Origin of the sequence: Salinivibrio kushneri (assembly GCF_027286325.1) — a bacterium.
GTDB lineage: Bacteria > Pseudomonadota > Gammaproteobacteria > Enterobacterales > Vibrionaceae > Salinivibrio > Salinivibrio kushneri_A.
Window position 1 is genome coordinate 2,497,752 of record NZ_CP114588.1, and the last position, 23,801, is coordinate 2,521,552.

A 23,801-nucleotide genomic window follows, 5' to 3' on the forward strand; every position below is an offset into this window, starting at 1 on the left:
GAACAAAAAAACGCCACCTCACGGTGGCGTTTGAGAGAAGCCTGGTTGCAGACAGGACTCAACGAGCTAGATGCCAGCCCCATCGTTCAGATCGTCTTCGTGTAATCCACACTCGCGTTTTAAACCAAAAAAGCGCGTTTGTTCATCACGCATTCCTGGCTCCAAGCGCTGGGTAGTATGCACATCGCCCACCGACACATACCCTTGTTCGCGCAAAGGATGATTCGGCAAGTCATGCTCGCGCAGATAATCGTCCACCGCTTGGTTAGACCAATCAATCACCGGCAAGAACTTAAACACCCCATTCTGGACACTGAGTATCGGCAAATTGGCACGAGAGTCTGACTGCCCCCGGCGTAATCCCGAGAACCAGGTGCCGGCGTTTAGCTCTCGCAACGCGCGCTTCATCGGCTCAACTTTGTTGATTTGATTGTATTGGGTGATCCCCTCCACACCTTGCTCCCACAGTTGGCCATAGCGTGCCTCCTGCCAAGCGGGGCTGAGTGCAGCGCGATACACCCGTAAGTCCAAATCTAGCCGCGTGGTTAAGGTATCGATAAACCGATAAGTTTCAGCGAACAAGTAACCTGTGTCGGTTAAAATTACCGGAATATCTGATTTTACTTGGCTGACCAAATGCAGCATCAATGCCGCTTGCACCCCAAAGCTCGATGAGAGGACAAATTGCCCCTCAAGGTGCTCTAACGCCCAGGCGACACGCTCAGGTGCAGAAAGTGTTTCCAAGGTGGCATTGACCTCCGCCAATGCCAACGCTCGCTGGCTTTTATTCATCGCGGCAATGTCAGCTAAGGCTAACGTCGCGTTGGGTTGAATGGCTTCAGGCATAAAAGTCCCTCTTAGATACATGCACGGGCGCAACCACCTCGCCACGGATCAAGAAATCACCAAAGTGCTCGCCCGGTTCGCGCTCTGTCGCCCAGCGACCAATCAGCTGATCCAACTCCTCAAGGATTTGGCGATCGGTGATATTTTCTTTATACATTTTGGGGATCCGTGTTCCCTCCCAATTTCCACCTAAGTGCAGGTTGTAACGCCCGGGCGCTTTACCCACCAAGCCGACCTCAGCCAGCATTGCGCGACCACAGCCGTTCGGGCAACCTGTCACACGCAGTACAATCGGATCATCTTGCACTTGATGCTTTTGCTGAATTTTCTCCACTTCCGTGACAAAGTCCGGCAAGAAGCGTTCGGCTTCTGCCATCGCCAGTGGACACGTTGGGAAGGCCACACACGCCATCGAGTTAGTACGCTGAACACTGTGTTCATCGTCAATTAACCGATAACGACGCGCTAACGCCTCAATCTCGTCTTTTTGCGCTTCTGGGATCCCAGCAATGATCAAGTTTTGGTTGGCGGTCATACGGAAATCGCCTTGGTGTACCTTGGCGATCTCTGCCATGCCGGTTTTGAGCGGTTTTTCTGGTGTATCACGCAAACGGCCATTTTCGATAAACAGGGCGAGGTGGTATTTACCGTCAATGCCTTTGGTCCAGCCTAAGCGATCGCCGCGTCCGGTAAAGGTATAAGGCCGGCTTGGTGCAAAGGTCACACCAGCACGCTTTTCGACTTCCGCTTTGAATACATCTGCGCCAACGCGATCAAGGGTATACTTGGTCTTCGCATTCTTACGGTTCGAACGGTTTCCCCAATCACGCTGGGTGGTGACCACCGCCTCAGCAATCTGCAACGTATGTTCTAGCGGAATAAAGCCAAAGTCATCGGCACGACGCGGGTAGGTGTTGGTGTCACCATGGGTCATCGCCAGCCCGCCACCGACGAGGACGTTGAAGCCAATCAGCTGTCCGTTTTCCGCAATCGCGACAAAGTTAAGATCGTTCGCGTGCACATCCACATCGTTTTGTGGTGGGATCACCACCGTGGTCTTGAACTTACGCGGCAGATAACGCTCGCCCAAAATCGGCTCTTTATCTTGGCTGCCTTCGACTTTTTCACCGTCGAGCCAAATCTCTGCGTAAGCGCGCGTTTTAGGGAGTAAGTGTTCGCTGATGCGCTTTGCCCAGTCATAGGCTTGCTGATGGAGCTCTGACTCCACCGGGTTGGAGGTACACAATACGTTGCGATTGACATCCCCGGCGGTGGCAATCGAGTCAATGCCATATTCATTCAAGGTCTGGTGCATAAGCTTGATGTTCGGCTTAAGGACACCATGAAACTGAAAGGTTTGTCGGGTCGTCAGGCGAATACTGCCATAGAGCGAGCTCTCTCGCGCAAACTTATCAATCGCTAGCCATTGCTGGGGCGTAATGATCCCGCCCGGCATCCGCGCACGCAGCATCACGTTGTGTAGCGGCTCGAGTTTTTGTTTTTGCCGCTCAGCACGAATATCGCGATCGTCTTGCTGATACATGCCGTGAAAACGGATCAGCTGGAAGTTATCATCGGTAAAACCACCCGTGATAGGATCCTGTAAGTCGTGATCAATGGTACCACGCAAGTAATCACTGTCTTTTTTAAGCCGTTCATTATCAGCCAGTGGGCCCAGTGTATCGCCCTCAAATTTCTGTTCACTCATTAGTACACATCCCTTTGATAGCGCTTATCTTTGCGCAATTCATTAATAAAGGTTTCCGCTTGCTCACGGCTTTGTTGACCCTGTGTCTGGGCAATCTCAATTAACGCTTCATGGACATCTTTCGCCATTTGATTGGCATCACCACACACATAGATGTACGCGCCATTTGATAGCCATTGCCATACCGCCTCAGCACGCGCGAGCAACCGATGCTGGACATACACTTTCTCAGCCTGATCGCGGCTAAAGGCCACATCCATCCGCGTCAACAGGCCAGATTTAAGGTATTGCTGCCATTCAACCTGATAGAGGAAATCGTCAGTAAAGGTGCGATCGCCAAAGAACAACCAGTTATCGCCTTTCGCCTCGCGCTGCTCTCGCTCTTGCAAGAAGGCGCGAAACGGCGCAATGCCGGTGCCTGGGCCTATCATGATGATGGGGGTGTCATCACTGGCTGGCAGTTTGAAGTTATCGTTGTGCTCAATAAACACTTTGACCGTCTCGGCCGCGTCAGCGCGGTGGGCGAGAAAGCTCGATGCACCGCCTTGGCGTGACTCTCCACTCTCATGCTGATACTCCACCAGCCCCACGGTGAGGTGCACTTCATCTTCCACTTCCGCTTGGCTAGAGGCGATCGAGTACAAACGCGGAGTCAGTCGGCGCAATATCGATTGAAATTGCTCGACATTCAGGCTGACGTCCGCCAGAGCCAAGACATCGATCAGCTGGGTGCGATTCGCGAACTCGCGCAAGGCGGCTTTGTCTTCGGTCAATGCGGTGAGTGTGTCGCTCTCAGATAACGCAGCCAACGCTGTGATCTGCTGCGGGTTAGAAGCAGTGATCTCATAGTGGGAAATTAACGCGTCTCGCAGCGAGAGGTTGTCACCATCGATATCGACGCTTTCATCGCCACGCAGGCCCACCTTGGCGACGAGCTTGTCCACCAGTTCGGGATCATTTTGGTACCATACGCCCAACGCATCGCCTGGCTGATATTCCATGCCGGACTCATCAAGATCGAATTCAATATGGTAAACCGCTTTATCTGAGCCTCGTCCGGTAATACGCTGACAAGTGAGTAGCTCAGCCGTATAAGGAGACTGTTTGGTGTATTTTGCTTGCGCGGTGGCTTGATGGAGAGGCACTACCTGCGCATCGCCACTGGCCTTAAATTGTTGCTTGACCTCGGCTAAGGTTTGCTCTCGCCAAGCACTGGCCGTCGCTTCATAATCCACGTCGCAATCAAGACGAGCAACCATCGGCTTGGCACCAAGCTTTTGCAAGAAGGCATCAAAGTCTTTCCCCGTCTGGCAGAAGTACTCATAGCTCGAATCCCCTAAGCTCAAAACGGCATAATGAAGATGATCAAGTTTGGGCGCTTTCTTTGATTGCAAAAATTCATGCAGCTCAATGGCGTTGTCGGGCGGCTCGCCCTCCCCATTAGTAGAGGCGACGATCACAAGATGGGTTTCTTTGCCCAGTTGCTTGCCTTTGTAGTTATCTGCCGCAACCAATTTAGCTGGGATCCCAGCCGCTTCCGCTTCCTGATGCAGCGCCTCCGCCACGCCTTTAGCATTGCCGGTTTGTGACGCATACAAAATGGTCAGAGTATGGTTGGGGGCAGAACTGGCTTGTGGCATAGCATTGGGGGCCGCCGCTTCACCAGCAGGTGTTTGGCTTAACCCCCAAAAATAACCACTGATCCAGGCCAGTTGCTGCGGTGACAACTCCGCCACTGCTTGTTGCAACTGGCCTATCTGCTGATCATTGAGCGGGCTGGTTAACCCGGAGAGATCCTTGAGTAACATGGTGACGACATTCCTTGCTAACATTGCGTGAATGCTAGCGTACCCTCACCAATTAATAACAATAAAGAATAGATACGAATGTTTTATAACTTTTTGTAAGATAGGATGGGAGAAAGCGTGTTTTGAGGCGGGTAACGCGATTAATCGGCAATACGTACTTGCTGAAAACCAATCTCAAGCGCGTTCAAGGTTGCTTGGTCAATATCGGTAAAGCATTGTTCAATCCCTTCAGCATTAGTAAGGGCCATTAAACCACCACCGGTGTGGCGACACTCCACCACCCACCCCTCGCTATCTAACGAAGGCTCAACGACCGCCTCAATCAAAAGCTGTTGGCGGTATAAAGCACGTAGCTGTTCGGCTGTCATGATGCTTTGCCCACTGAATTGGATCACTTATTGAGTTTAGTCTCAGATAAGCAAAGCTGCCATGCGGGACGTTTGAGGCCAGAGGCGATGTTGTTACCGCCTCTGCTTTGAGGGTGCCTCTATTAAAAGAAGCCTAAAGGATCAATGTCGTAGCTAACGAGTAAGTTCTTCGTTTGTTGATAGTGACCCAGCATCATTTTGTGCGTCTCTCGCCCGATCCCTGATTTTTTGTAGCCACCAAACGCCGCGTGTGCAGGATAAAGGTGATAGCAGTTTGTCCAGACACGACCTGCTTCAATCGCACGTCCAACACGATAGGCGCGGTTCATATCGCGGGTCCAAAGCCCTGCGCCCAACCCGTACTCGGTGTGGTTGGCAATCTCTAGCGCTTCCGCCTCATCTTTAAAGGTGGTCACCCCAATCACCGGCCCAAAGATCTCTTCTTGGAAAACCCGCATATTGTTATGGCCTTTCAGTAAGGTCGGCTGCACATAATAGCCGCCGCCCAAATCCTGGTGGCTTCCGCCAATTAAGACCTTCGCCCCCTCTTCTTGTCCGACCTTCAAATAACTCATGATCTTATCAAACTGCTCATCTGACGCTTGCGCGCCCACTTGGGTCTCGGTGTCGAGCGGGTTACCCTGTTTTATCGTGCCTGCGCGCTCAATCACGCGGGCGATAAAGTCGTCGTAGATGCTTTCCTGGATCAGCGCGCGCGACGGACAGGTGCACACCTCGCCTTGGTTGAAAAAGCCAAGCAACAGGCCTTCTACCGCTTTGTTGATATATGCTTCTTCTTGCTGCATCACATCTTCAAAATAGATGTTGGGGGATTTGCCACCCAGCTCAACGGTTGAAGGAATGAGGTTTTCTGCCGCGCAGCGTAGAATGTGATGACCCACAGGCGTGGAGCCTGTGAACGCCAGTTTGGCAATCCGAGGGGACGTCGCAAGCGCTTGGCCCGCCTCTGCGCCATAACCATTGACCACATTAACCACACCAGCAGGCAGCAGATCGCCAATCAACTCCATCAATAGCAAGATGGTCGTCGGGGTTTGCTCCGCCGGCTTGAGTACTACGCAGTTGCCCGCCGCCAAGGCCGGCGCGAGCTTCCACGATGCCATCAGCAAAGGGAAATTCCACGGAATGATCTGCCCCACAACACCTAAAGGCTCGTAAATATGATAAGCCACCGTGCCGGTATCAAGCTCCGCCGCCGTGCCTTCTTGGGCGCGAATACAACCGGCAAAATAACGAAAGTGATCAGCGCAAAGAGGAATGTCCGCCGCCAGAGTTTCACGCACCGCTTTACCGTTTTCCCAGGTTTCCGCCACCGCAAGCATTTCAAGGTTCGCTTCAATCCGATCAGCTATTTTTAACAAAATATTGGCCCGATCAGTGACCGAGGTTTTGCCCCATGCGTCTTTAGCACCATGCGCTGCATCTAATGCCAAATCCACATCGTCGCTACTTGATCGCGGCACTTCAGCAAGGGTTTCGCCGGTACACGGTGACGTATTGGCAAAATACTGCCCTTTCACCGGCGGCACCCATTCACCACCAATAAAGTTTTGATAACGCGACTTAAAACTTACCACTGACCCATCTGTTCCTGGTTTTGCGTAGATCATACTCTTTCCTTATTCCATGTTTGAGTGGGTGGCGGAGTACGCACAGCTCTCTCCTTGCCGTTATTGCCCAAAAAGCGTGGCAGAGATTTTATTGGCTGGGTATTAGGCGAAAGTCGCAGTGAGACATGGGCAACAGAAGCGAATAGGCAGAATCTTCAGGTATAAAAAAACCGCGCATGTGCGCGGTTTTTACTCATAGCCTTGACGCTCAACCGATTAAAAGTCGAGCTCTGCGCCGACAAAGAAGCCAGTCACATCAAGCTCGCCATCGTTGTTATCAAAGTAGTCAAAGTCATGGTCGATCATGCGATACCCGCCTCGCACGTTCAAATCAGCGGCCACTAAACCTAACTGATATTGCAAGCCTGCTTCGGCATCCAAGGTGCTGGTACCATCAAACTCGCCTTTGCTCACAGTGGCAAATACAAATAAAGGCGTGCCGACTAGACCTACACGAGCATCGGCATAAATGTTCGGTTGCCACTCGTCAAAGCTTTGCCCTTGGAACTTGCCGGATTGGAAACGCTGCATATTGATGCCCGCATCCACCGACACGAGATCGTTATCGAGAAACTCGTAATAGGCAACAAAATCGATTTGGTCAAAATCAACGTCAGGGTTATCCACACTCACCGAGGTTTGGCGGATTTTCGCATTGGGGATCAATGGTAACGGGTGCTCAATCGCCGCATAATAAGAGCCGGCCGTGCTCGCATCATCGGCTTCTACATTATTGACGTCAGCATCCATAAACCAGGCATCAGCCCCTACTTTACCGCCTGCCAAGGTATCAGCCTGAGCGGGCATGGCCAGAAACGCAGTGAGCGCTGCGGCGGCAAGCGTCATTGAAGTGGTTTTCATGAAACTCTCCACATTGTCGATTAAAAAAGGTCGTCACGCGGAGGCGGCAAAGCCATGCCTTGTCGCCGATTGCTTAGAATAATAGCAAGCTTTGTGCCGAGGTGAAGAGAAAAACCCGCAACGGCGTGTGTTTGCTGTGTCAACGCGCAAATTTTGTTCGCTTAACGGCGACGGAATCGTTCCCAGCGCTTTTCGTTGATAATCACTTCAGGCTCACCTTTGCGGCTGCGACGCTGGCGTTTAACAAGCCACACGACCAAGGCGATCACCAAAAGCCATGGTAGTAGCTTAAGCAGCGTACCTATCATCCCGGCCAGCATCATCACGGCAAAGCCTGCCAGCATGGCCAACACCATGCCCATGATGCTCACGCCTGTCATGAATAACACAACAGCAAAGCCAATCAGAAAGAGTATTTCGATCATTACGATCTCCTTGTCTTGGTAGCGAGACAGACTTTGCAGGTTTTAGGCCAATTTGTCACTCGATAATTACTCATTAATTCAATAGATTACGGCGCTGACTTCCGGTTTCAATGAGGGCGCGGTTATATTTTCACCAATAATTGGTGCTTTTAACCGGTTCAGGCATCAAGCCATTGCTCAGGGATATGGCTCATTGCAGTGGTCAGTACCTCGACCCCCGCGCCCGGCTTGTGCGCATTCTCGCTGATATAGCGGCGCCATTGCCGCGCGCCTGGCATATTTTGGAACAGACCTAACATATGGCGACTAATATGATTGAGTTGCGCCCCTTGAGTGAGCTGCTGTTCGATGTATGGGAACATCGCCTCGACTGCTTGGCGACGTGTAATGCGAGGGGTTGTCTTGCCAAATAAACGCTGATCGACCTCGGCTAACATAAACGGGCTCTGATAGGCTTGGCGGCCGACCATCACGCCATCAAGATGCGCAAGGTGCTGTTCCGCCTCCTCAAGGCTTTTCACGCCACCATTGATAGCAAGCGTCAGGTGCGGAAAATCTTTTTTAAGCTGGTAAACACGCGGATAATCCAGCGGCGGAATTTCACGATTTTCTTTAGGGCTCAGGCCTTTCAACCACGCCTTGCGCGCGTGAACCGTAAACATATCGCAGCCACTCTTTTCACTCACAATACCCACAAAGTCAGTCAAAAATTCGTAGCTATCTTGCTCATCAATACCAATGCGGGTTTTCACCGTAATAGGCACCTCGGTCACTTCGCGCATCGCGGCCACACACTGCGCCACCAGCTCAGGTTCAGCCATTAAGCAAGCACCAAAACGCCCGTTTTGCACCCGATCCGACGGGCAACCTACGTTTAGGTTAATTTCATCATAGCCACGCTCGGCCGCCAGCTTGGCGCACGTTGCCAAATCCGCCGGATCCGATCCCCCCAGCTGCAACGCCACCGGATGCTCCTGCTCGTTATAGGCAAGGTAATCCGCCTTACCATGAATGATCGCGCCTGTGGTCACCATCTCGGTAAACAGCAACGTGTGTTCTGATAATAAACGATGAAAATAACGGCAGTGGCGATCGGTCCAATCGAGCATGGGCGCAACAGAGAAACGCTGCATCACCGTTTTTGGCGTCACATCAGGGCTGGCGGCGGTTTTGCTGGGGTTAGTCATGGTCTCGAATCTCTGCAATTACGTTGAACGACGGTCGTTTTCGACAGGCGGACGCGGATTATACACATTGCACCGGTAAGATTTAAGCAGAACCATCCCGCCTGACCGCGAGGCAGAAGAAAAGCACAAGCTAACAGTATGGCAGCCGTTATGATCGTTTAAACCAAACCAGCCCCTATGCTCCTATAGCTGCTGTGAGAGCCGAAAGTATTTCTCTGCCGCCAAGTAGCTGATCACCGCCTCTTTTTGTCGGTCGCGAAATTGGTTTACCCATTGGTGAGCATTGTTGATGATCGCTTGTGCTTCATGCGGATGAGTGAGGTAGTAGTCGATGACTACCTCTAGGTTGGAAAAATCTGCGTTGACCTCGGCATAGTGGACTCCAGGGATTAATTGGCCCTCCATAAACCAAGTTTCATATTCCATTGGGGGTGACAAGCAAAGCGAGTTAGAGGACATGATCCATTTTAAGTTGGTGGCAACGTCTTTCCCTTCCACACTGAGAATAAACTTATGCTGTAGCTGCGCTTGCGGTGTCAGCGGGGCTTTTCGATAGGCTTGGTCATTATCACTCGCTGGGCGTGTATCCCCAACATCAATGGTTGGGTGCGTGTAAAAGCGCTGAAGAAGCTGGTGGCGCTTGTGATTGAAACAGCGTCCGCGCCATACCGCACTATCGCGTTTTTGCGTAAACGGTACGGGATCATCGATAAATTGAAAATGACGCACTGCATTGAGCTTGAGTAGTACGGCGTTTTGGTTGTCGCCATGAATGGGGCGGCTTTTTACAAATGCAGGCGTAAATGGTGGTTGCGTTACATCGCCGCCTAAGTAGTGAAGAAACAAGCCATTTGGGAACCAGCGCATCACTCGCAATATATCTAAAAAGTACACCGACCCTTTATCTTGTCTCACACGGCCCGTCTGGTGATCACAGTATTGCTCAGATAAACAAAATGGCGCATTCAAACGGTTGTAATAACTGACACGTTGGTCAATATCAGATTTGTGCTGCTGATAAATGGGCAACAGTTGCCGGCACATCCATGTGCGATACCAATCATTAGGAATAGCATTGAGTGCCAAGTTATAACTATAGTAGCGGAGTTTACTCACACCCTTGCTCCGTCAATCCATGTATAGGAAAGCCTAGTTGAGCAAGATGACGAGGGAGTGAAACAAGCGAGAGAGCCGAACAAGGTGCTCTCTCGCGACAAGACTTATTCGATGGTGAATTTGCCTTTCATTACAGTCCAGTGGCCTGGGAAAGAGCAGAAATAAGTTAAGTCTTTGCCTTGCAAGCCTTCAGTTGAGAAGGTGATGGTGGTGCTTTCGCCGCCGCCAATCAACTTAGTGTGTGCCAAAATACGATCGTCGCCTTGTGGCAGATAGTCGTTATCAGCCCCTGCACCGGCGCCTTTCATGGCGATGTCTTGCAGGTTAGACGTTTCCGACAGCACCCAGTTGTGGCCCATAGAGGTCACAGGCATTGAGCCTTGATGCTCAAGCGTTAGCGTGACTTCGCTGCAGCTTGCTGGTACGGACAACGATGACTGATCGTAGGCCATTTTATCGCCGGTGGTGACAGTTAACTCACACTCATTGGCAGCCGCTTGCGTTGAAACAGACGCGAACGCCAGGGCGGCGAGGGCTAACAGTTTTTTCATCGGTACATACTCCTATTATGGATGTAAAGGTATGTTTTTAATGCCTGTGGCACGCTGTCATCATACTGACATGACAGCGCAAAACAGTTAGCCGATTCAAAAATCGACTGATTGGTTTTTATTTTTACTTCTATCATTACTGTAAGGTAACTGATCGCGATCAAGTGATATTGGACTACCTATTTACACTTGTGGCAAAGCGCATAGGATGACGATAGGTGGGGTGCGATGTTATACAGCTATGGTAAGATAACTGACTGACTGTTAGCACTTTGAGGCGCTATGACCAACACCACTGGGTTACTGCACCGCGCACAGCAGCTTTGCGAGCAACGCGGCGTGCGATTAACGCCGCAGCGGACGCGCGTTTACGAGATTATCGCCAACTATTCACGTGCGATCACCGCCTATGAGCTGCTAGACGAGCTGCGTGAAACAGAGCCACAAGCCAAACCACCAACGGTTTATCGTGCGCTAGACTTTCTGTTAGCGCAGGGGTTTGTGCATAAGGTGGAGTCAACCAATAGCTATATCGCTTGTTGCCATCTTGGCCACCAGGGGCACTGCTCCCAACTGCTCATCTGTGATCAATGCGGCACCGTGGAAGAGTGTCACACTGAGGAGCTTTCTGAGGCATTGCGTGAAAAAGCGCAAACGATGGGGTTTGAGGTTCAACACCATGTGATTGAAACTCACGGAACCTGCGCACAATGCCTAGCTCACTAATACTGAATTGATTAGGACGGACATTCTTTATGGAAGCACAATTCGTCAACCCGTTTCTTACTTCACTGATCAATGTGCTACAGACCATGGCACAGCTGGAAATCCAGCCTGAGAAGCCTCACTTGAAGAAGTCAGAGATCGCCAAAGGGGACGTTTCTGGATTAATTGGCATGGTCGGCCCACAGACTAAAGGCTCCTTTTCCGTCACCTTTGATGAGGACATGGCGCTTGAAATCATGCAACGCATGCTCGGAGAGCGATCCGAGTCGATTGATGAAGAAGTGACGGATATGGTCGGTGAGATCACCAATATGGTGACAGGTGGCGCGAAGCGTATTTTGTCAGAAAAAGGCTTCGAGTTTGAAATGGCAACGCCAGTGGTGGTATCCGGCAAAGGCCATACCATCAACCACAAAAGTGATGGGCCTGTGATCATCATGCCATTTAAATCCCCGCACGGCACCGCCTTTATCGAAATCTGTTTCGACCACTAGTCAGGCATCCCCCGTTCACTCGAGTGGTTAACCCAAACAAAATAAAAAAACGCCGCGATTACTCTCGCGGCGTTTGACGTTCTCAATCGTGGCTCCACTTAACTTATGCTTGGCGCCACTGCTTAAACGCGTTGATCAGGCCATTGGTTGAGCTATCGTGGCTCTCAACCTGTTGTGCATCACTAAGCTCTGGCAGGATGTTACTTGCCAGCTGTTTACCCAGCTCAACACCCCACTGATCAAAGCTGAAGATATTCCAAATCACACCCTGGGTGAAGATTTTGTGTTCGTACATCGCAATCAGCGCGCCGAGTGTATAAGGGGTAATTTTCTCCACCAAAATCGAGTTGGTTGGGCGGTTGCCTTCAAACACTTTAAATGGCGCAATCGCAGCCACGTCTTCCGCCGATTTGCCCGCTTGCGTCAGCTCGGCTTTAACTTGCTCACGGCTCTTACCAAAGGCTAGCGCTTCCGTCTGGGCGAAGAAGTTCGCCATCAATTTGGCGTGATGATCACCAATCGCGTTGTGACTATGTACCGGTGCAATAAAGTCACATGGGATCAACTTGGTGCCCTGGTGAATCAGCTGATAGAAAGCGTGCTGGCCATTGGTGCCTGGTTCACCCCAAATGATTGGACCGGTTTGGTAGTCAACAGGGTTACCGTTGCGGTCGACATACTTACCGTTTGATTCCATATTGCCTTGCTGGAAGTAGGCAGCAAAACGGTGCATGTATTGGTCATACGGTAAAATCGCTTCTGATTCCGCACCGTGGAAGTTATTGTACCAAAGGCCAATCAAAGCCAATAACACCGGCATATTTTGCGCCATCGGTGCGGTTTTGAAGTGGTTGTCCATTTGGTGCGCGCCATCAAGCAGCGCGACAAAGTTGTCGTAACCCACGCCTAAACAGATAGAAAGACCAATCGCTGACCACAGTGAGTAGCGGCCGCCAACCCAATCCCAAAACTCGAACATGTTGGCGGTATCAATACCAAAGTTCGCCACGGCATCGGCATTCGTTGAAAGCGCGGCAAAATGCTTCGCCACTTGGCTCTCATCGCCTGCTGCGTTCATAAACCAGTCACGCGCTGTGTGCGCATTGGTCATGGTTTCTTGGGTGGTAAAGGTTTTTGACGCCACCAAGAACAAGGTGGTTTCCGGGTTAAGGGCTTTTAACGTCTCGGCCATATGGGTGCCATCGACGTTAGACACAAAGTGCAGGTTGAGGTGGTTCTTATAAGGGGCGAGTGCTTCAGTCACCATATAAGGACCCAAATCTGACCCCCCGATACCAATATTCACCACGTCGGTGATCGCTTTGCCGGTATAACCTTTCCATTCGCCACTGATTACGCGATCGGAAAAAGACTGCATCTGTGCCAATACCGCGTTGACCTTAGGCATCACATCTTCGCCGTCAACCATCACAGGCGTGTTACTGCGATTACGTAGTGCTGTGTGGAGAACCGCGCGATCTTCTGTACGGTTGATTTTCTCACCGCTAAACATTGACTCAATCGCTTCAGCCACCCCGGTTTCGTCGGCGAGTGCCAATAACTTGGTCAGCGTTTCTTCACTGATCAGGTTTTTGGAATAATCCAACAAAATGCTGTCTTCGAATTGCGTTGAGAAGTGGGCAAATCGCTCTGGGTTATCAGCAAACAGATCAGCCAGTGTGTAGTCCTGCGCTTCTTCAAAATGGGCGGTCAGTGATTGCCACGCCACGGTCTGAGTGGGATTCGTTGTCTTTAGCATCATGTCATCCAAATCGCGTTGTGAGTGCTGCTGTGGGTATCACAGCAGGCAAGGATCCTGTATAACGTCAGCACCACCACGCTGTACGCAGCGGTCATTGGTGTAATATTACATAATCATGGCTCGATTCTCACATCTAATCGCTGTGAGTAGGTTGCGATCAATCATAGAATAGTTGGATCGCCTGTGAGCCAACAGCATACGATAAAGATCACAACAAGGATTGCTTATGTGGTATCAAACTGAGATTCGTCTGCGTGCCCGGCCGCGCGGCTTTCACCTGGTCACCGACGAAATCGTTAATGCACTGCCTATGCTGAACGATGTGGAAATGGGTATGGTGCAGGTGTTTATCAAGCACACCTCAGCGAGCTTAACCCTCAATGAAAACGCCGACCCGACCGTGCGCCAAGATATGGAGGCGCACTTTAATCACGCAGTGCCTGAGCGCGCGCCTTATTATCGCCACACCTACGAAGGGGACGATGACATGCCAGCGCACATTAAAGCATCATTGTTAGGCGCAAGCGTCACGGTGCCCATCAGCCAAGGTCGGTTGAACCTCGGTACGTGGCAAGGGATTTATCTGGGCGAGCATCGCGATGCAGGCGGCATGCGTACCTTGGTAGTGACCCTGCAAGGCGCGCCACAAGCCAACGTCTGATGCCACCGGCAAACAGGCTTGAAAATTAACGGATGGCGCGAGGCTATCCCGCTGCCCGTTGGTCAGAGTTGATGGTCAGGTATTGGCGCGGTACGCGCCCCGTCACTTGGCATACGAGCTCATAGCCGATGGTGTCAACGAGACGTGCAATACGTTCGACCGGTAGCTCTGGCCCCCACAATACCGCTTCGTCACCCACTTTATCGGTCGCATCTGGACCCAGATCAACGGTGATCATATCCATCGATACCCGCCCAGCGAGCGGCACTTCGCGGCCATTCAACCACACTGGCGTGCCATCAGGCGCCAGCCGTGGATAGCCATCGCCATACCCGATGGCTATCACACCAATCAGGGTATCGCGCTCAGTTCGCCACCGAGCGCCATATCCCACGGGCTCCCCAGCTTTTAGCTTACGAACGGCCATAACACGTGACGTTAAGCGCATCGCCGGTTTCAAGCCCAGCTGTTCACCCGTCAGTTCAATCCGCGACGAAATGCCATATAGGCAAATGCCGGGGCGCACCCAATCAAAATGACTTTGCGGCCAAAACAAGGTTCCCGACGACGCCGCCAGTGAGCGTTCACCAGGCAGCCCTTCCGTCACCTTTGTAAAAGTGTCTATTTGCGCTTGCGTAATGGGGTTATCCATTTCATCGGCACAACCAAAATGACTGAGAAAGCCGATGTCTGGCGCCACGTTGTCACAGGCTTTCAGGGCGGCGAGTGCTTCGGGCACTTGCTCAGGCTGAAAACCTAAGCGGTGCATGCCTGAGTCGACTTTAAGCCACACGGGTAAAGGCTCACTCAGTGCCGCGTGAGTCAACATGGTGACTTGTTCGTCACAGTGCACAGTGGCGGTCAGCTGGTGTTCAACCAATAGCGGGAGCTCGTCAGCTTCATAGAAGCCTTCCAGCAAGACAATAGGCAAGTTGATACCAGCCTGACGTAACGTCAATGCTTCTTCAATCCGCGCCACCCCAAAAGCATCGCTATATGGCGCAAGGGTGGTGGCCACTGAGACCAAACCATGCCCGTAACCATCAGATTTAACCACTGTCATGACGTTGCTGTGGGGGGCTTGGCGACGCATCACCTGGATGTTGTGTACCATCGCCTCCGGATCGATAACGGCTTTGGCCGCATTGGTCATGATAAAAGGATTACTCGTCATCAAACGCCGGTCCTGCATAATTATCAAATCGCGAATACTGGCCTTGGAACGTCAGTCGCACCGAGCCAATCGGGCCGTTACGCTGCTTACCAATCAGGATTTCTGCAATCCCTTTCATCGCACTTTCCGGGTTATAGACTTCGTCACGGTAAATAAACATGATCAAGTCAGCATCCTGCTCAATGGCGCCCGATTCACGCAAGTCGGAGTTCACCGGGCGTTTGTCTGCGCGCTGCTCCAACGAACGGTTGAGCTGTGATAGCGCCACCACTGGCACGTTCAGCTCTTTGGCGAGCGCTTTGAGCGAGCGGGAAATTTCGGCAATTTCAAGGGTTCGGTTTTCTTGTAAACCAGGCACTCGCATCAGCTGCAGGTAGTCGACCATGATCATGCTCACTCCTCCATGCTCACGCGCGACTCGACGCGCTCGCGAGCGCACATCGGTGGGCGTCAGGCCGGAGCTGTCATCGATGTACATATTCTTTTTCTGCATCAAGATCCCCATCGATGAGGAAATACGCGCCCAGTCTTCATCATCAAGCTGGCCGGTTCGGATCTTGGTTTGGTCGACCCGTGATAGCGAGGCCAACATACGCATCATCAGCTGTTCCGCTGGCATCTCGAGCGAGAAAATGAGTACCGGCTTTTCTTGATCCATCGCTGCGTTTTCACACAGGTTCATCGCAAAGGTGGTTTTACCCATCGAGGGGCGCGCGGCAACGATCACTAAGTCGGACGGTTGCAAACCTGCCGTTTTTTTATTGAGGTCGGTAAAACCGGTCGAAACCCCAGTAACTCCATCTTGCGGAGTTTTAAAGAGCTCTTCGATACGCTCAAGGGTTTTGCTGAGCACAGAATCAATATGCTGCGGCCCTTCTGTCTCGCTGGTGCGTGACTCGGCAATCGCAAACACCTTGCTCTCTGCCATATCGAGCAGATCTTCTGACGTACGCCCTTGAGTATCATAGCCGGCGTCCGCAATTTCATTGGCAACCCCAATCAGGTTACGAACCATAGCACGTTCGCGGACAATGTCCGCATAAGCGACAATATTCGCTGCGCTTGGCGTGTTTTTCGCCAACTCTGCGAGATAGGCAAACCCACCGACATCATCCAAATGTCCGCCTTTTTCTAAATGCTCAGACAGGGTGATCAAGTCCAGTGGCTTGCCTTCATCGAGCAAAGACTTGGTAGACTCATAAATCAATCGATGCGGACGGCTGTAAAAGTCATGGCCAACCACTTTTTCCGCAACCGCATCCCAGCGCTCGTTATCCAACATCAAGCCACCCAGCACAGACTGCTCGGCTTCGATGGAATGTGGGGGCACTTTAAGGTTAGCGACTTGCTGATCTTTTGCGGGTTTACGATTGTCTGCCATAAAAACTCACCTATTGCTACTGGGGGTCATTATACCCGCTGTCCTCGCAAGACGCTGCCCCACGCAGCATTTTTTTCCCAACGCTGAAGAAGTCGCCGCGATTTTAACGGAAATTTGACGGCTGAGGGAGCCCATGCACCTAGGATAAGGCGCGATATTGTCAACAGGTGATTCACGATGAAAGTGCTGTCTCTCTTCCTTGTGATGTCCACATTATATATCCCTTTGTGCAACGCAACGGAGGCCACGCCGTCCCCTTGGCAAAGTGATTTGTCTCTAGGGCTGCAACAGTTAAGCGGCAATGCCGATTCACAAACAGTCAACGGGGAAGTAAATGGTCAATATGATGGCGAACAAACACGTTATCAAGCCAGCGCGAGCGTGCTACAAGTGGAAAAAGATGGTGAGGAAGATAAACGTAAAACAGAATTAGAAACCCAAGCAAACCGTGGTATTAGCGCGCGTAGCTATGTCTTACTGAACGCTACCTATGTCGCAGATCGCTATGGTCCTTACTATGATGACTTTATGTTGGCCACAGGGCTTGGCCACCAATGGAGGCAAAGTGACACATTCCAACTCAGCACGGAAGTGGGGCCAGGGTATCGCTACCAGCGCCCCAACCTTGATGAAATCGACGATGATGATCTCATCATGCCGTACTCGGTTCGCGAGCCAGTGATTCGGGCACAGGCCAAAGGAGAATGGCAACTGGTCGACAGTGTTAGCTTAGAGGGGAGAAGCATAGTGATATCAGGTGGCAGTAATACCAGCGTGGAAGGCGCCGTCACTCTGGCTTCCACCATTACCGAGAAGCTTTCGATAAAGATAACCAGTAAACACAACTATATGACGGATGTACCACCAGGGCTCAAAAATCACGATAGCGTGCTCACACTCGGTCTTCGTTATCAGTGGCTATAAAAGACGAAAAAAAAACCAGCCCGAAGGCTGGTTTTTTACAACGTATTGATGCGCAATTACGCAGCAACAACGTTAACTTTTACAGTTGCGAACACGTCATAGTGCAGCTGAACGCTGATTTCGTACTCGCCAGTGTGACGCAGTGCGCCCTCTGGAAGACGAACTTCGTTTTTCGCAATTTCAACGCCGGCTGCAGTCACAGCATCAGCGATGTCACGGGTACCGATAGAACCAAACAGTTTACCTTCATCACCCGCTTTAGAAGCGATTTCAACCGCTTCTAGTGCTTCAACTTTCTCTGCACGCGCTTGAGCAGCGGCCAGTTGCTCAGCAACTTTTGCTTCTAGCTCAGCACGACGTGCTTCAAAATGTTCGATGTTGGCTTTGGTTGCCATAACTGCTTTACCCTGAGGGATAAGGAAGTTACGCGCATAACCAGATTTAACAGTTACCTGATCACCTAGGCCACCCAGGTTACCGATTTTATCAAGTAGAATAACTTGCATTCTTCAATCCTCTCTAACTTGGACAGTTCCGATTACTGATGCTTGTCAGTGTACGGCAGCAGGGCCAGGTAACGAGCGCGCTTGATAGCACGAGCCAGTTGACGCTGATACTTAGCACGAGTACCAGTGATACGGCTAGGTACGATTTTACCTGATTCGGTAATGTAGTTTTTTAGAGTCGCTACATCTTTGTAGTCGATCTCTTGTACGCCTTCTGCAGTGAAACGGCAGAATTTACGACGACGGAAGAAACGTGCCATGGGCTTATCTCCTGATCTAAATGTCTATGATGTTGTCGGCGTGCAATACCAATTTTCCCTCGCCTTGTCGGCTGGTCTGGTAGGCGAGAAACCCGCTTACCTTGATATGGCTGCCTAAAGCTAAATTTTGCGTTTGTTGTGTTGACACTTGCCCGCTGGCTACCACTGATAAGCGACAAAACACTTGTCGAGGTAGGTCAGCTTCAACCTGCGTGGAACGATGCTCTAGCACAAAGTGACAGTGCGGAATTCCAGCAGGGCTTTGGCGACGGACCGGACCTTTACTGATGACACCAGCAAGCTCCAACCGATTGGTCATCACAGCAATTACTCAGCTGCGTTTTCGCCTTCAGCTTGCGCTTCAGCTTTTGCTTCTGGTTTCGCTTCTGCACGCTCTTCGCGCTCAGGGCGATCTTCACGCTTAGCAGTACGCTCTTCTTTAGCCTTCATCATCACAGATGGCTCAGTGATAGCGTCTTTGGTACGCATGATCATGTTACGGATCACCGCGTCGTTGAAGCGGAACATGCTTTCCAGCTCATCAATCACAGCCTGCTCAGCTTCCACGTTCATAAGAACGTAGTGTGCTTTGTGCAGCTTGTTGATTGGGTAAGCCAGTTGACGACGGCCCCAGTCTTCTAGACGGTGGATTTGACCGCCTGCATCTTTGATAGACGCAGTGTAACGCTCGATCATGCCAGCAACTTGCTCGCTTTGATCAGGGTGCACCATGAATACGATTTCGTAATGACGCATTGAGTTGCTCCTTACGGATTAATCAGCTTCCACAATTGGCTCGGTCGTCCAGCGGAAGCAAGGAACGAAAAGTAAAAGACCGAGAATCAGGCGCGAGATAGTACAGAATTGCAGCGACATAAGCAAACAGATTTTCTCTTAATTTGCCCGTCTTCCACCACCGTTTGTCGCTCTCGTCAACTAACGCTCTTTATTCTCATCACCCACAACTTCTCACCACCTACAGCATGAAATCGGCACACTAGTTAATTCGCTCAAAACAACATACTGATAACATCTCTTCGTGACGTTGGCCGCAAAAACTTGACAGATCGCAAACAAATCAAGAAATCAAGCCTGCAAACTGTCAAGTTTGTTTAACTTTCAACCGACATCACGCTACCGATGTACTTATTTTTCAATGATAATTAATTTCTGAACCCGCGCTCAAATTATTGCATTTCCGCCTCCATTTCTTGGCATCAATTGCCCAACATAACGGTTTTATTGCCTAGGCTTGACCTGAAAGTCAGTTTTTTACTGCAAAAAGCGTAGGGAAAGGACTCATCAATCACTGACTGCATTGATGAAATTCGCTTCAAAAATTTTGGGAGCAAAATATGAAACTGATGACGCCATCACGTGCCGTCGCGCTAGGTTTGGCGGGACTCGCGTTAAGTAGCCCCAGCGTGCATGCTGCGGTTGATTGCCAGCCATTGCCCGCTTGGCAGGACGGAAATACCTATACCTCAGGGGATCAAGTCAAAGCGGACAATACCGCCTATGAAGCAAGGTGGTGGACGCAATCCGATCCTGCGACTCAGTCTGGCGAATGGAAAGCGTGGAAAATCCTCGGCCAGTGCGCGGGCAGCGTCAACCAAGCCCCTACCGCAACCTTAACCGTCTCCCCGTCTGGACCCGTTAAGGTTGGCGACACACTCACCTTCACCCTCGCCGGAACCGACACGGATGGCACGGTGACCTCATTCGTACTCTCACAAGGCGACACTGTCTTATATGAAGGTGCAGAAGCGACCACCATTGACTGGCAAGCCGAACAAACGGGGCGCTTTACGTTTAGTCTCACCGTGACCGACGACAAAGACGCGACCGATACCCAAACATTGCAGCAGGTGGTGGGGGATGATCAAACCGGCGGCGATGAGTATGCCTGTCGCCCTGCTGGTTTATACACCACCCCCGATGTCGACGTGCCGTATTGCTCGGTGTATGACGAGAACGGCCTTGAAGACATGGGCACCGATCACCCTCGCCGTGTCATTGGCTATTTCACCAGCTGGCGAAACGGCGCCAACGGCCAGCCAGCTTACTTAGTCAACGATATTCCTTGGGAAAAGATCACCCACATTAACTACGCCTTTGCCCACGTCAACGCGGACAACCAACTGTCTATTGGCGATCCCAACGCCCCCGATAACCCAGCGACCCAAATGACCTGGCCGGGCGTGGCCGGCGCAGAAATGGATCCAACCCTGCCGTACAAAGGCCACTTTAACTTGCTCAACAAGTATAAGAAGCAGCACCCCGACGTGAAAACGCTGATCTCCGTAGGTGGCTGGGCCGAAACCGGGGGTTACTTCGGTGAAAACGGCGAGCGCATCGACAGTGGCGGTTTCTACACTATGACCACCAATGCCGATGGCAGCGTCAACCAAGCTGGCATTGAAGCTTTCACCGACAGTGCCGTCGCCTTCTTGCGCCAGTATGGCTTTGATGGTCTCGACATTGATTATGAATACCCATCGTCAATGAAAGACTCTGGCCACCCTGACGATTTCGGTTACTCCAACCCACGTCGAGCACACTTGAATAAATCCTATCAAGTGCTGATGAAGTCGCTGCGTGAAGCGCTCGATAAAGCCAGTGCACAAGATGGCAAGCACTATATGCTGACCATTGCCGCACCGTCGTCGGGTTACTTATTGCGCGGGATGGAAACCTTCCAAACCACCCAATACTTAGATTACGTCAACATCATGAGCTATGACCTACATGGGGCATGGAACGATCATGTTGGCCATCAAGCGCCGCTGTACGACACCGGCGAAGACTCGGAGCTTAAACAGTGGAATGTCTACCAAACCCCTGAGTTCGAGGGAATTGGTTATTTAAATACCGACTGGGCAGCAACCTACTTTATGGGCGGTATGTCACCCGGGCGTATCAATATCGGTATCCCGTATTACACCCGCGGCTTTAAAGACGTACAAGGCGGCGATAAAGGTCTTTGGGGACGCGCGCCACTGCCAAACCAAAGTGAGTGCCCAGCTGGCACCGGTGTCGGTGAGAAAAACAAATGCGGCAACGGTGCAGTCGGGATAGATAACCTTTGGCATGATGTGGACGAGCTCGGTAACGAAGTGCCTGCAGGGTCTAACCCATTGTGGCATGTGAAAAACCTGCTCGACGGCAAACTACCGGCCTATGCGGCGGAATACGGACTCGACCCTGAGCAAGACCCCACTGATCGCCTTACTGGTAGTTATCAGCGTTACTACGATGACATCGCCAAAGCGCCATGGGTTTGGAACGAGGAGAAACGCGTATTCCTGTCGATGGAAGACGAAACCTCGATGGCCGAGAAAGTGGACTACGTCGTCAACAAAGGCCTAGGCGGGGTGATGTTCTGGGAGCTGGCGGGGGATTATCGCTATGATGATCAGCGTCAAGCCTATTTTATGGGTGACACCCTGACCTCGCTGGCGTACCAAACCTTTAAGCAATCCGGCAGCGACTACTCGCTACAACGTGGCGACGCCAACTTCCAAGTGCCAAGCGAGCAAGTGGATGTCACGTTTGACGCGCTGAACTTCCCAGTGGGCGATGACAACTATCCTATCCGCCCCACGTTCCGCTTTACCAACCACTCGGATCTGGACTTATCGGGCGCCACCATCAGCTTTGATGTGCCGGTTTCCACCTCGGCCATTTTTAAATCTGACTGGAACGCCCAGAAAAAGCTGCGCATGGAAGTCGTGCGTGATAGCAGCAATGCCAGTGGTAACAACATCGGCGGGTTTGATGCCACGCATCATCGCTTTGCCATCACCTTGATCAACGAATGGGGTGGTATAGAGCAAAGCTTTAAGCCGGGTGAAACCTTGGACACACAGGTGATGTACTACATGCCGATCACTAACCCGACCAATATCACCATCGAAAAAGATGGCCAGCGCTATGCGGTAAAGCAGGAGTATCCAAGCCTTCCGCCTGCGCTACCCGGTAGCACCGGTCAAAGTGGTGGCGACACTCAGTGTCCCGGCGTCGATGTCGCGAGCCTGAGTACCTACCCCAACTGGCCCAATGGTGGCAACCATGCCAGCGGTGGCGACCAACTTATCTACCAAGATGCAGTATGGGAAGCCAAATGGTGGACCCAAGCAGCACCCGGTGGTCAAGCTTGGCGCAAAGTCTGCAGCCTCTAATCCATTTCTGATCTTGAATGCGGGGGCTGCGTGCCCCCGTTAAGGAGTCGTTATGTTCAAGTCTTCGCTCACACAGTTTTCCTGCCGTAGCGCCGTGGCCCTTGCGCTGGTCGCAAGCAGTTCACAAGTGATGGCACATGGCTATTTAGAAAGCCCCAAAGCACGCCAAGCGATTTGCCATGAGCAAGGGGGCTATTGGTGGCCTTCAGATGGATCACGTATCCCTAACGCTGCCTGTCGCGCTGCGTTCTTAGAGTCGGGGCACTACCCATTTGTGCAACACCACGAATCAGCGCAATTGGTGGCAGATTATCGCAATATGGATGCGGTGAAAGCGGCCGTTACCGATGGCAACTTATGCGGTGCCGGTGATCCCAATAAAGCGGGGATCAGTTTGCCCTCACCGGATTGGCAACGGACCGAAGTCACCCCAGATGGCAATGGGCAAATTGACGTGCGTTTTCGCGCCACCACACCGCACAACCCAAGCTTTTGGGAAATTTATCTGACCAAGCCAGACTACAACGGCGCGACCGATGCGCTGACGTGGGACGATCTCGAAAAGATCGACACCTTTGGCGACCTGCCCATTGTGGTTGGCGATAACGGCAACCGGTATTACGAGATGACCGTGACCCTGCCCGCCGATCGTCAAGGTGATGCCATTCTCTATAGCCGTTGGCAACGTATTGATCCGGCCGGAGAAGGCTTCTACAACTGTGCCGACATCACTATCACCCCTGGTCAGACCGCACCCGCCCAATGGCACGAGCTGGGCTACTTTGTCCCACATCCACAAATGGCAGCATTGGGCGATCGCGTGCGGGCCCGCTTGCACAATCGCCAAGGCCAAGAAGTCGTGGATGTCACACTCACCCTGACGGACCAAAATGTGGCGAATTGGCCACACGCACTGGCCAGCCTTATCGAGCAACAGGCTAACGAGCCCTTACGTATCGGGGTGATGCGCCACGGTGAGATCCAGTTTAATGCCGATGACGTGGTGCAAAACCAAGTCTTTAGCCATCACGATAGCTATAGCTTCAACCTGTCGGTGATCCCGGCTACCGACGAACCCACCAGTAACCTGCCCACTTGGAATGCATCTGACGTCTATGTGGCCAAGGATCGCGTGCGCTATGGCGACAACATCTACCAAGCAAAATGGTGGACACGCAACGAGCAACCCGGCGCTGCCCTTGTTTGGCAACGCGTGACACAATAAGGAGCA

Annotated in this window: 23 protein-coding genes; 6 read left to right on the plus strand and 17 right to left on the minus strand. The window is 51.7% G+C overall.

Going from position 1 to position 23,801, the window contains the following annotated elements; all coding sequences use genetic code 11:
* Positions 1 to 66: 66 nt before the first annotated feature.
* From N8M53_RS11465 to azu, 10 genes are all read right to left on the minus strand, one after another.
* On the minus strand, positions 67 to 846 hold the full coding sequence (locus N8M53_RS11465; RefSeq protein ID WP_269578881.1) for a phosphoadenylyl-sulfate reductase: 780 nt from the start codon (positions 844 to 846) through the stop codon (positions 67 to 69).
* Entirely contained in the window at positions 839 to 2,554 is a 1,716-nt protein-coding gene (gene cysI, locus N8M53_RS11470; protein WP_269578882.1) for an assimilatory sulfite reductase (NADPH) hemoprotein subunit, read from the minus strand. Before cysI ends, N8M53_RS11465 begins: the two co-directional genes overlap by 8 nt.
* Positions 2,554 to 4,362, minus strand: a complete 1,809-nt coding sequence (locus N8M53_RS11475; RefSeq protein WP_269578883.1) for an assimilatory sulfite reductase (NADPH) flavoprotein subunit — start codon at positions 4,360 to 4,362, stop codon at positions 2,554 to 2,556. The genes cysI and N8M53_RS11475 overlap by 1 nt, the downstream gene beginning before the upstream one ends.
* Before the next feature lie 140 nt (positions 4,363 to 4,502).
* Positions 4,503 to 4,730, minus strand: a complete 228-nt coding sequence (locus N8M53_RS11480; RefSeq protein ID WP_046074318.1) for a hypothetical protein — start codon at positions 4,728 to 4,730, stop codon at positions 4,503 to 4,505.
* Positions 4,731 to 4,852: 122 nt separating this feature from the next.
* Positions 4,853 to 6,361 (minus strand): aldehyde dehydrogenase family protein, encoded by a 1,509-nt coding sequence (locus tag N8M53_RS11485; protein WP_269578884.1) that lies wholly within the window; start codon positions 6,359 to 6,361, stop codon positions 4,853 to 4,855.
* 216 nt (positions 6,362 to 6,577) lie between these two features.
* Positions 6,578 to 7,222, minus strand: coding sequence for a TIGR04219 family outer membrane beta-barrel protein (locus tag N8M53_RS11490; protein ID WP_046074319.1), 645 nt, complete (start codon positions 7,220 to 7,222; stop codon positions 6,578 to 6,580).
* Between the two features lie 161 nt (positions 7,223 to 7,383).
* Positions 7,384 to 7,647, minus strand: a complete 264-nt coding sequence (gene pspG / locus N8M53_RS11495) for an envelope stress response protein PspG (protein WP_269578885.1) — start codon at positions 7,645 to 7,647, stop codon at positions 7,384 to 7,386.
* A gap of 158 nt (positions 7,648 to 7,805) precedes the next feature.
* A complete protein-coding gene (dusA, locus tag N8M53_RS11500) occupies positions 7,806 to 8,834 on the minus strand; it encodes a tRNA dihydrouridine(20/20a) synthase DusA (protein ID WP_420066589.1) in 1,029 nt (342 codons plus the stop codon).
* 183 nt (positions 8,835 to 9,017) lie between these two features.
* A complete protein-coding gene (locus N8M53_RS11505; protein WP_269578886.1) occupies positions 9,018 to 9,950 on the minus strand; it encodes a glycosyl transferase family 90 in 933 nt (310 codons plus the stop codon).
* 104 nt (positions 9,951 to 10,054) lie between these two features.
* The gene (azu, locus tag N8M53_RS11510) at positions 10,055 to 10,501 is read right to left on the minus strand and encodes an azurin (protein ID WP_046074360.1); all 447 of its coding nucleotides are present in this window, start codon (positions 10,499 to 10,501) and stop codon (positions 10,055 to 10,057) included.
* Between the two features lie 282 nt (positions 10,502 to 10,783).
* Between azu and zur the strand changes: the two genes are divergently transcribed.
* On the plus strand, positions 10,784 to 11,227 hold the full coding sequence (gene zur, locus N8M53_RS11515) for a zinc uptake transcriptional repressor Zur (protein ID WP_046074361.1): 444 nt from the start codon (positions 10,784 to 10,786) through the stop codon (positions 11,225 to 11,227).
* Between the two features lie 29 nt (positions 11,228 to 11,256).
* The gene (locus tag N8M53_RS11520; protein WP_046074362.1) at positions 11,257 to 11,721 is read left to right on the plus strand and encodes a chemotaxis protein CheX; all 465 of its coding nucleotides are present in this window, start codon (positions 11,257 to 11,259) and stop codon (positions 11,719 to 11,721) included.
* Positions 11,722 to 11,824: 103 nt separating this feature from the next.
* Here the strand turns inward: N8M53_RS11520 and pgi are convergent, their stop codons facing one another.
* Positions 11,825 to 13,480 (minus strand): glucose-6-phosphate isomerase, encoded by a 1,656-nt coding sequence (gene pgi, locus N8M53_RS11525; RefSeq protein WP_269580039.1) that lies wholly within the window; start codon positions 13,478 to 13,480, stop codon positions 11,825 to 11,827.
* Positions 13,481 to 13,709: 229 nt separating this feature from the next.
* On the opposite strand from pgi, the gene N8M53_RS11530 reads away from it, so the two are divergent.
* Positions 13,710 to 14,144, plus strand: a complete 435-nt coding sequence (locus N8M53_RS11530; protein WP_269578887.1) for a secondary thiamine-phosphate synthase enzyme YjbQ — start codon at positions 13,710 to 13,712, stop codon at positions 14,142 to 14,144.
* 43 nt (positions 14,145 to 14,187) lie between these two features.
* On the opposite strand, the gene alr is transcribed toward N8M53_RS11530, so the two are convergent.
* Together alr and N8M53_RS11540 are read right to left on the minus strand one after the other, a co-directional pair.
* Complete coding sequence (gene alr / locus N8M53_RS11535; protein ID WP_269578888.1) at positions 14,188 to 15,318, minus strand: alanine racemase; 1,131 nt, start codon at positions 15,316 to 15,318, stop codon at positions 14,188 to 14,190.
* Positions 15,308 to 16,699: a replicative DNA helicase gene (locus N8M53_RS11540; protein ID WP_046074366.1), complete on the minus strand. Its 1,392-nt coding sequence runs from the start codon at positions 16,697 to 16,699 to the stop codon at positions 15,308 to 15,310. The genes alr and N8M53_RS11540 overlap by 11 nt, the downstream gene beginning before the upstream one ends.
* Before the next feature lie 177 nt (positions 16,700 to 16,876).
* On the opposite strand from N8M53_RS11540, the gene N8M53_RS11545 reads away from it, so the two are divergent.
* On the plus strand, positions 16,877 to 17,623 hold the full coding sequence (locus tag N8M53_RS11545; RefSeq protein WP_269578889.1) for a DUF481 domain-containing protein: 747 nt from the start codon (positions 16,877 to 16,879) through the stop codon (positions 17,621 to 17,623).
* Between the two features lie 56 nt (positions 17,624 to 17,679).
* On the opposite strand, the gene rplI is transcribed toward N8M53_RS11545, so the two are convergent.
* The 4 genes from rplI to rpsF are packed head-to-tail and all read right to left on the minus strand — an operon-like array spanning position 17,680 to position 19,145.
* Positions 17,680 to 18,129: a 50S ribosomal protein L9 gene (rplI, locus tag N8M53_RS11550; protein ID WP_046074368.1), complete on the minus strand. Its 450-nt coding sequence runs from the start codon at positions 18,127 to 18,129 to the stop codon at positions 17,680 to 17,682.
* A 32-nt stretch (positions 18,130 to 18,161) separates the two neighbouring features.
* Positions 18,162 to 18,389: a 30S ribosomal protein S18 gene (rpsR, locus tag N8M53_RS11555; protein ID WP_069589695.1), complete on the minus strand. Its 228-nt coding sequence runs from the start codon at positions 18,387 to 18,389 to the stop codon at positions 18,162 to 18,164.
* Between the two features lie 16 nt (positions 18,390 to 18,405).
* The gene (gene priB / locus N8M53_RS11560; RefSeq protein ID WP_077772274.1) at positions 18,406 to 18,708 is read right to left on the minus strand and encodes a primosomal replication protein N; all 303 of its coding nucleotides are present in this window, start codon (positions 18,706 to 18,708) and stop codon (positions 18,406 to 18,408) included.
* A gap of 8 nt (positions 18,709 to 18,716) precedes the next feature.
* Entirely contained in the window at positions 18,717 to 19,145 is a 429-nt protein-coding gene (gene rpsF / locus N8M53_RS11565) for a 30S ribosomal protein S6 (protein ID WP_069361595.1), read from the minus strand.
* A 599-nt stretch (positions 19,146 to 19,744) separates the two neighbouring features.
* Here rpsF and N8M53_RS11570 point away from each other — a divergent pair.
* Together N8M53_RS11570 and N8M53_RS11575 are read left to right on the plus strand one after the other, a co-directional pair.
* Positions 19,745 to 22,570, plus strand: a complete 2,826-nt coding sequence (locus N8M53_RS11570) for a glycosyl hydrolase family 18 protein (protein ID WP_269578890.1) — start codon at positions 19,745 to 19,747, stop codon at positions 22,568 to 22,570.
* 52 nt (positions 22,571 to 22,622) lie between these two features.
* On the plus strand, positions 22,623 to 23,795 hold the full coding sequence (locus N8M53_RS11575; RefSeq protein WP_269578891.1) for a lytic polysaccharide monooxygenase: 1,173 nt from the start codon (positions 22,623 to 22,625) through the stop codon (positions 23,793 to 23,795).
* The last annotated feature ends 6 nt before the right edge of the window (positions 23,796 to 23,801 follow it).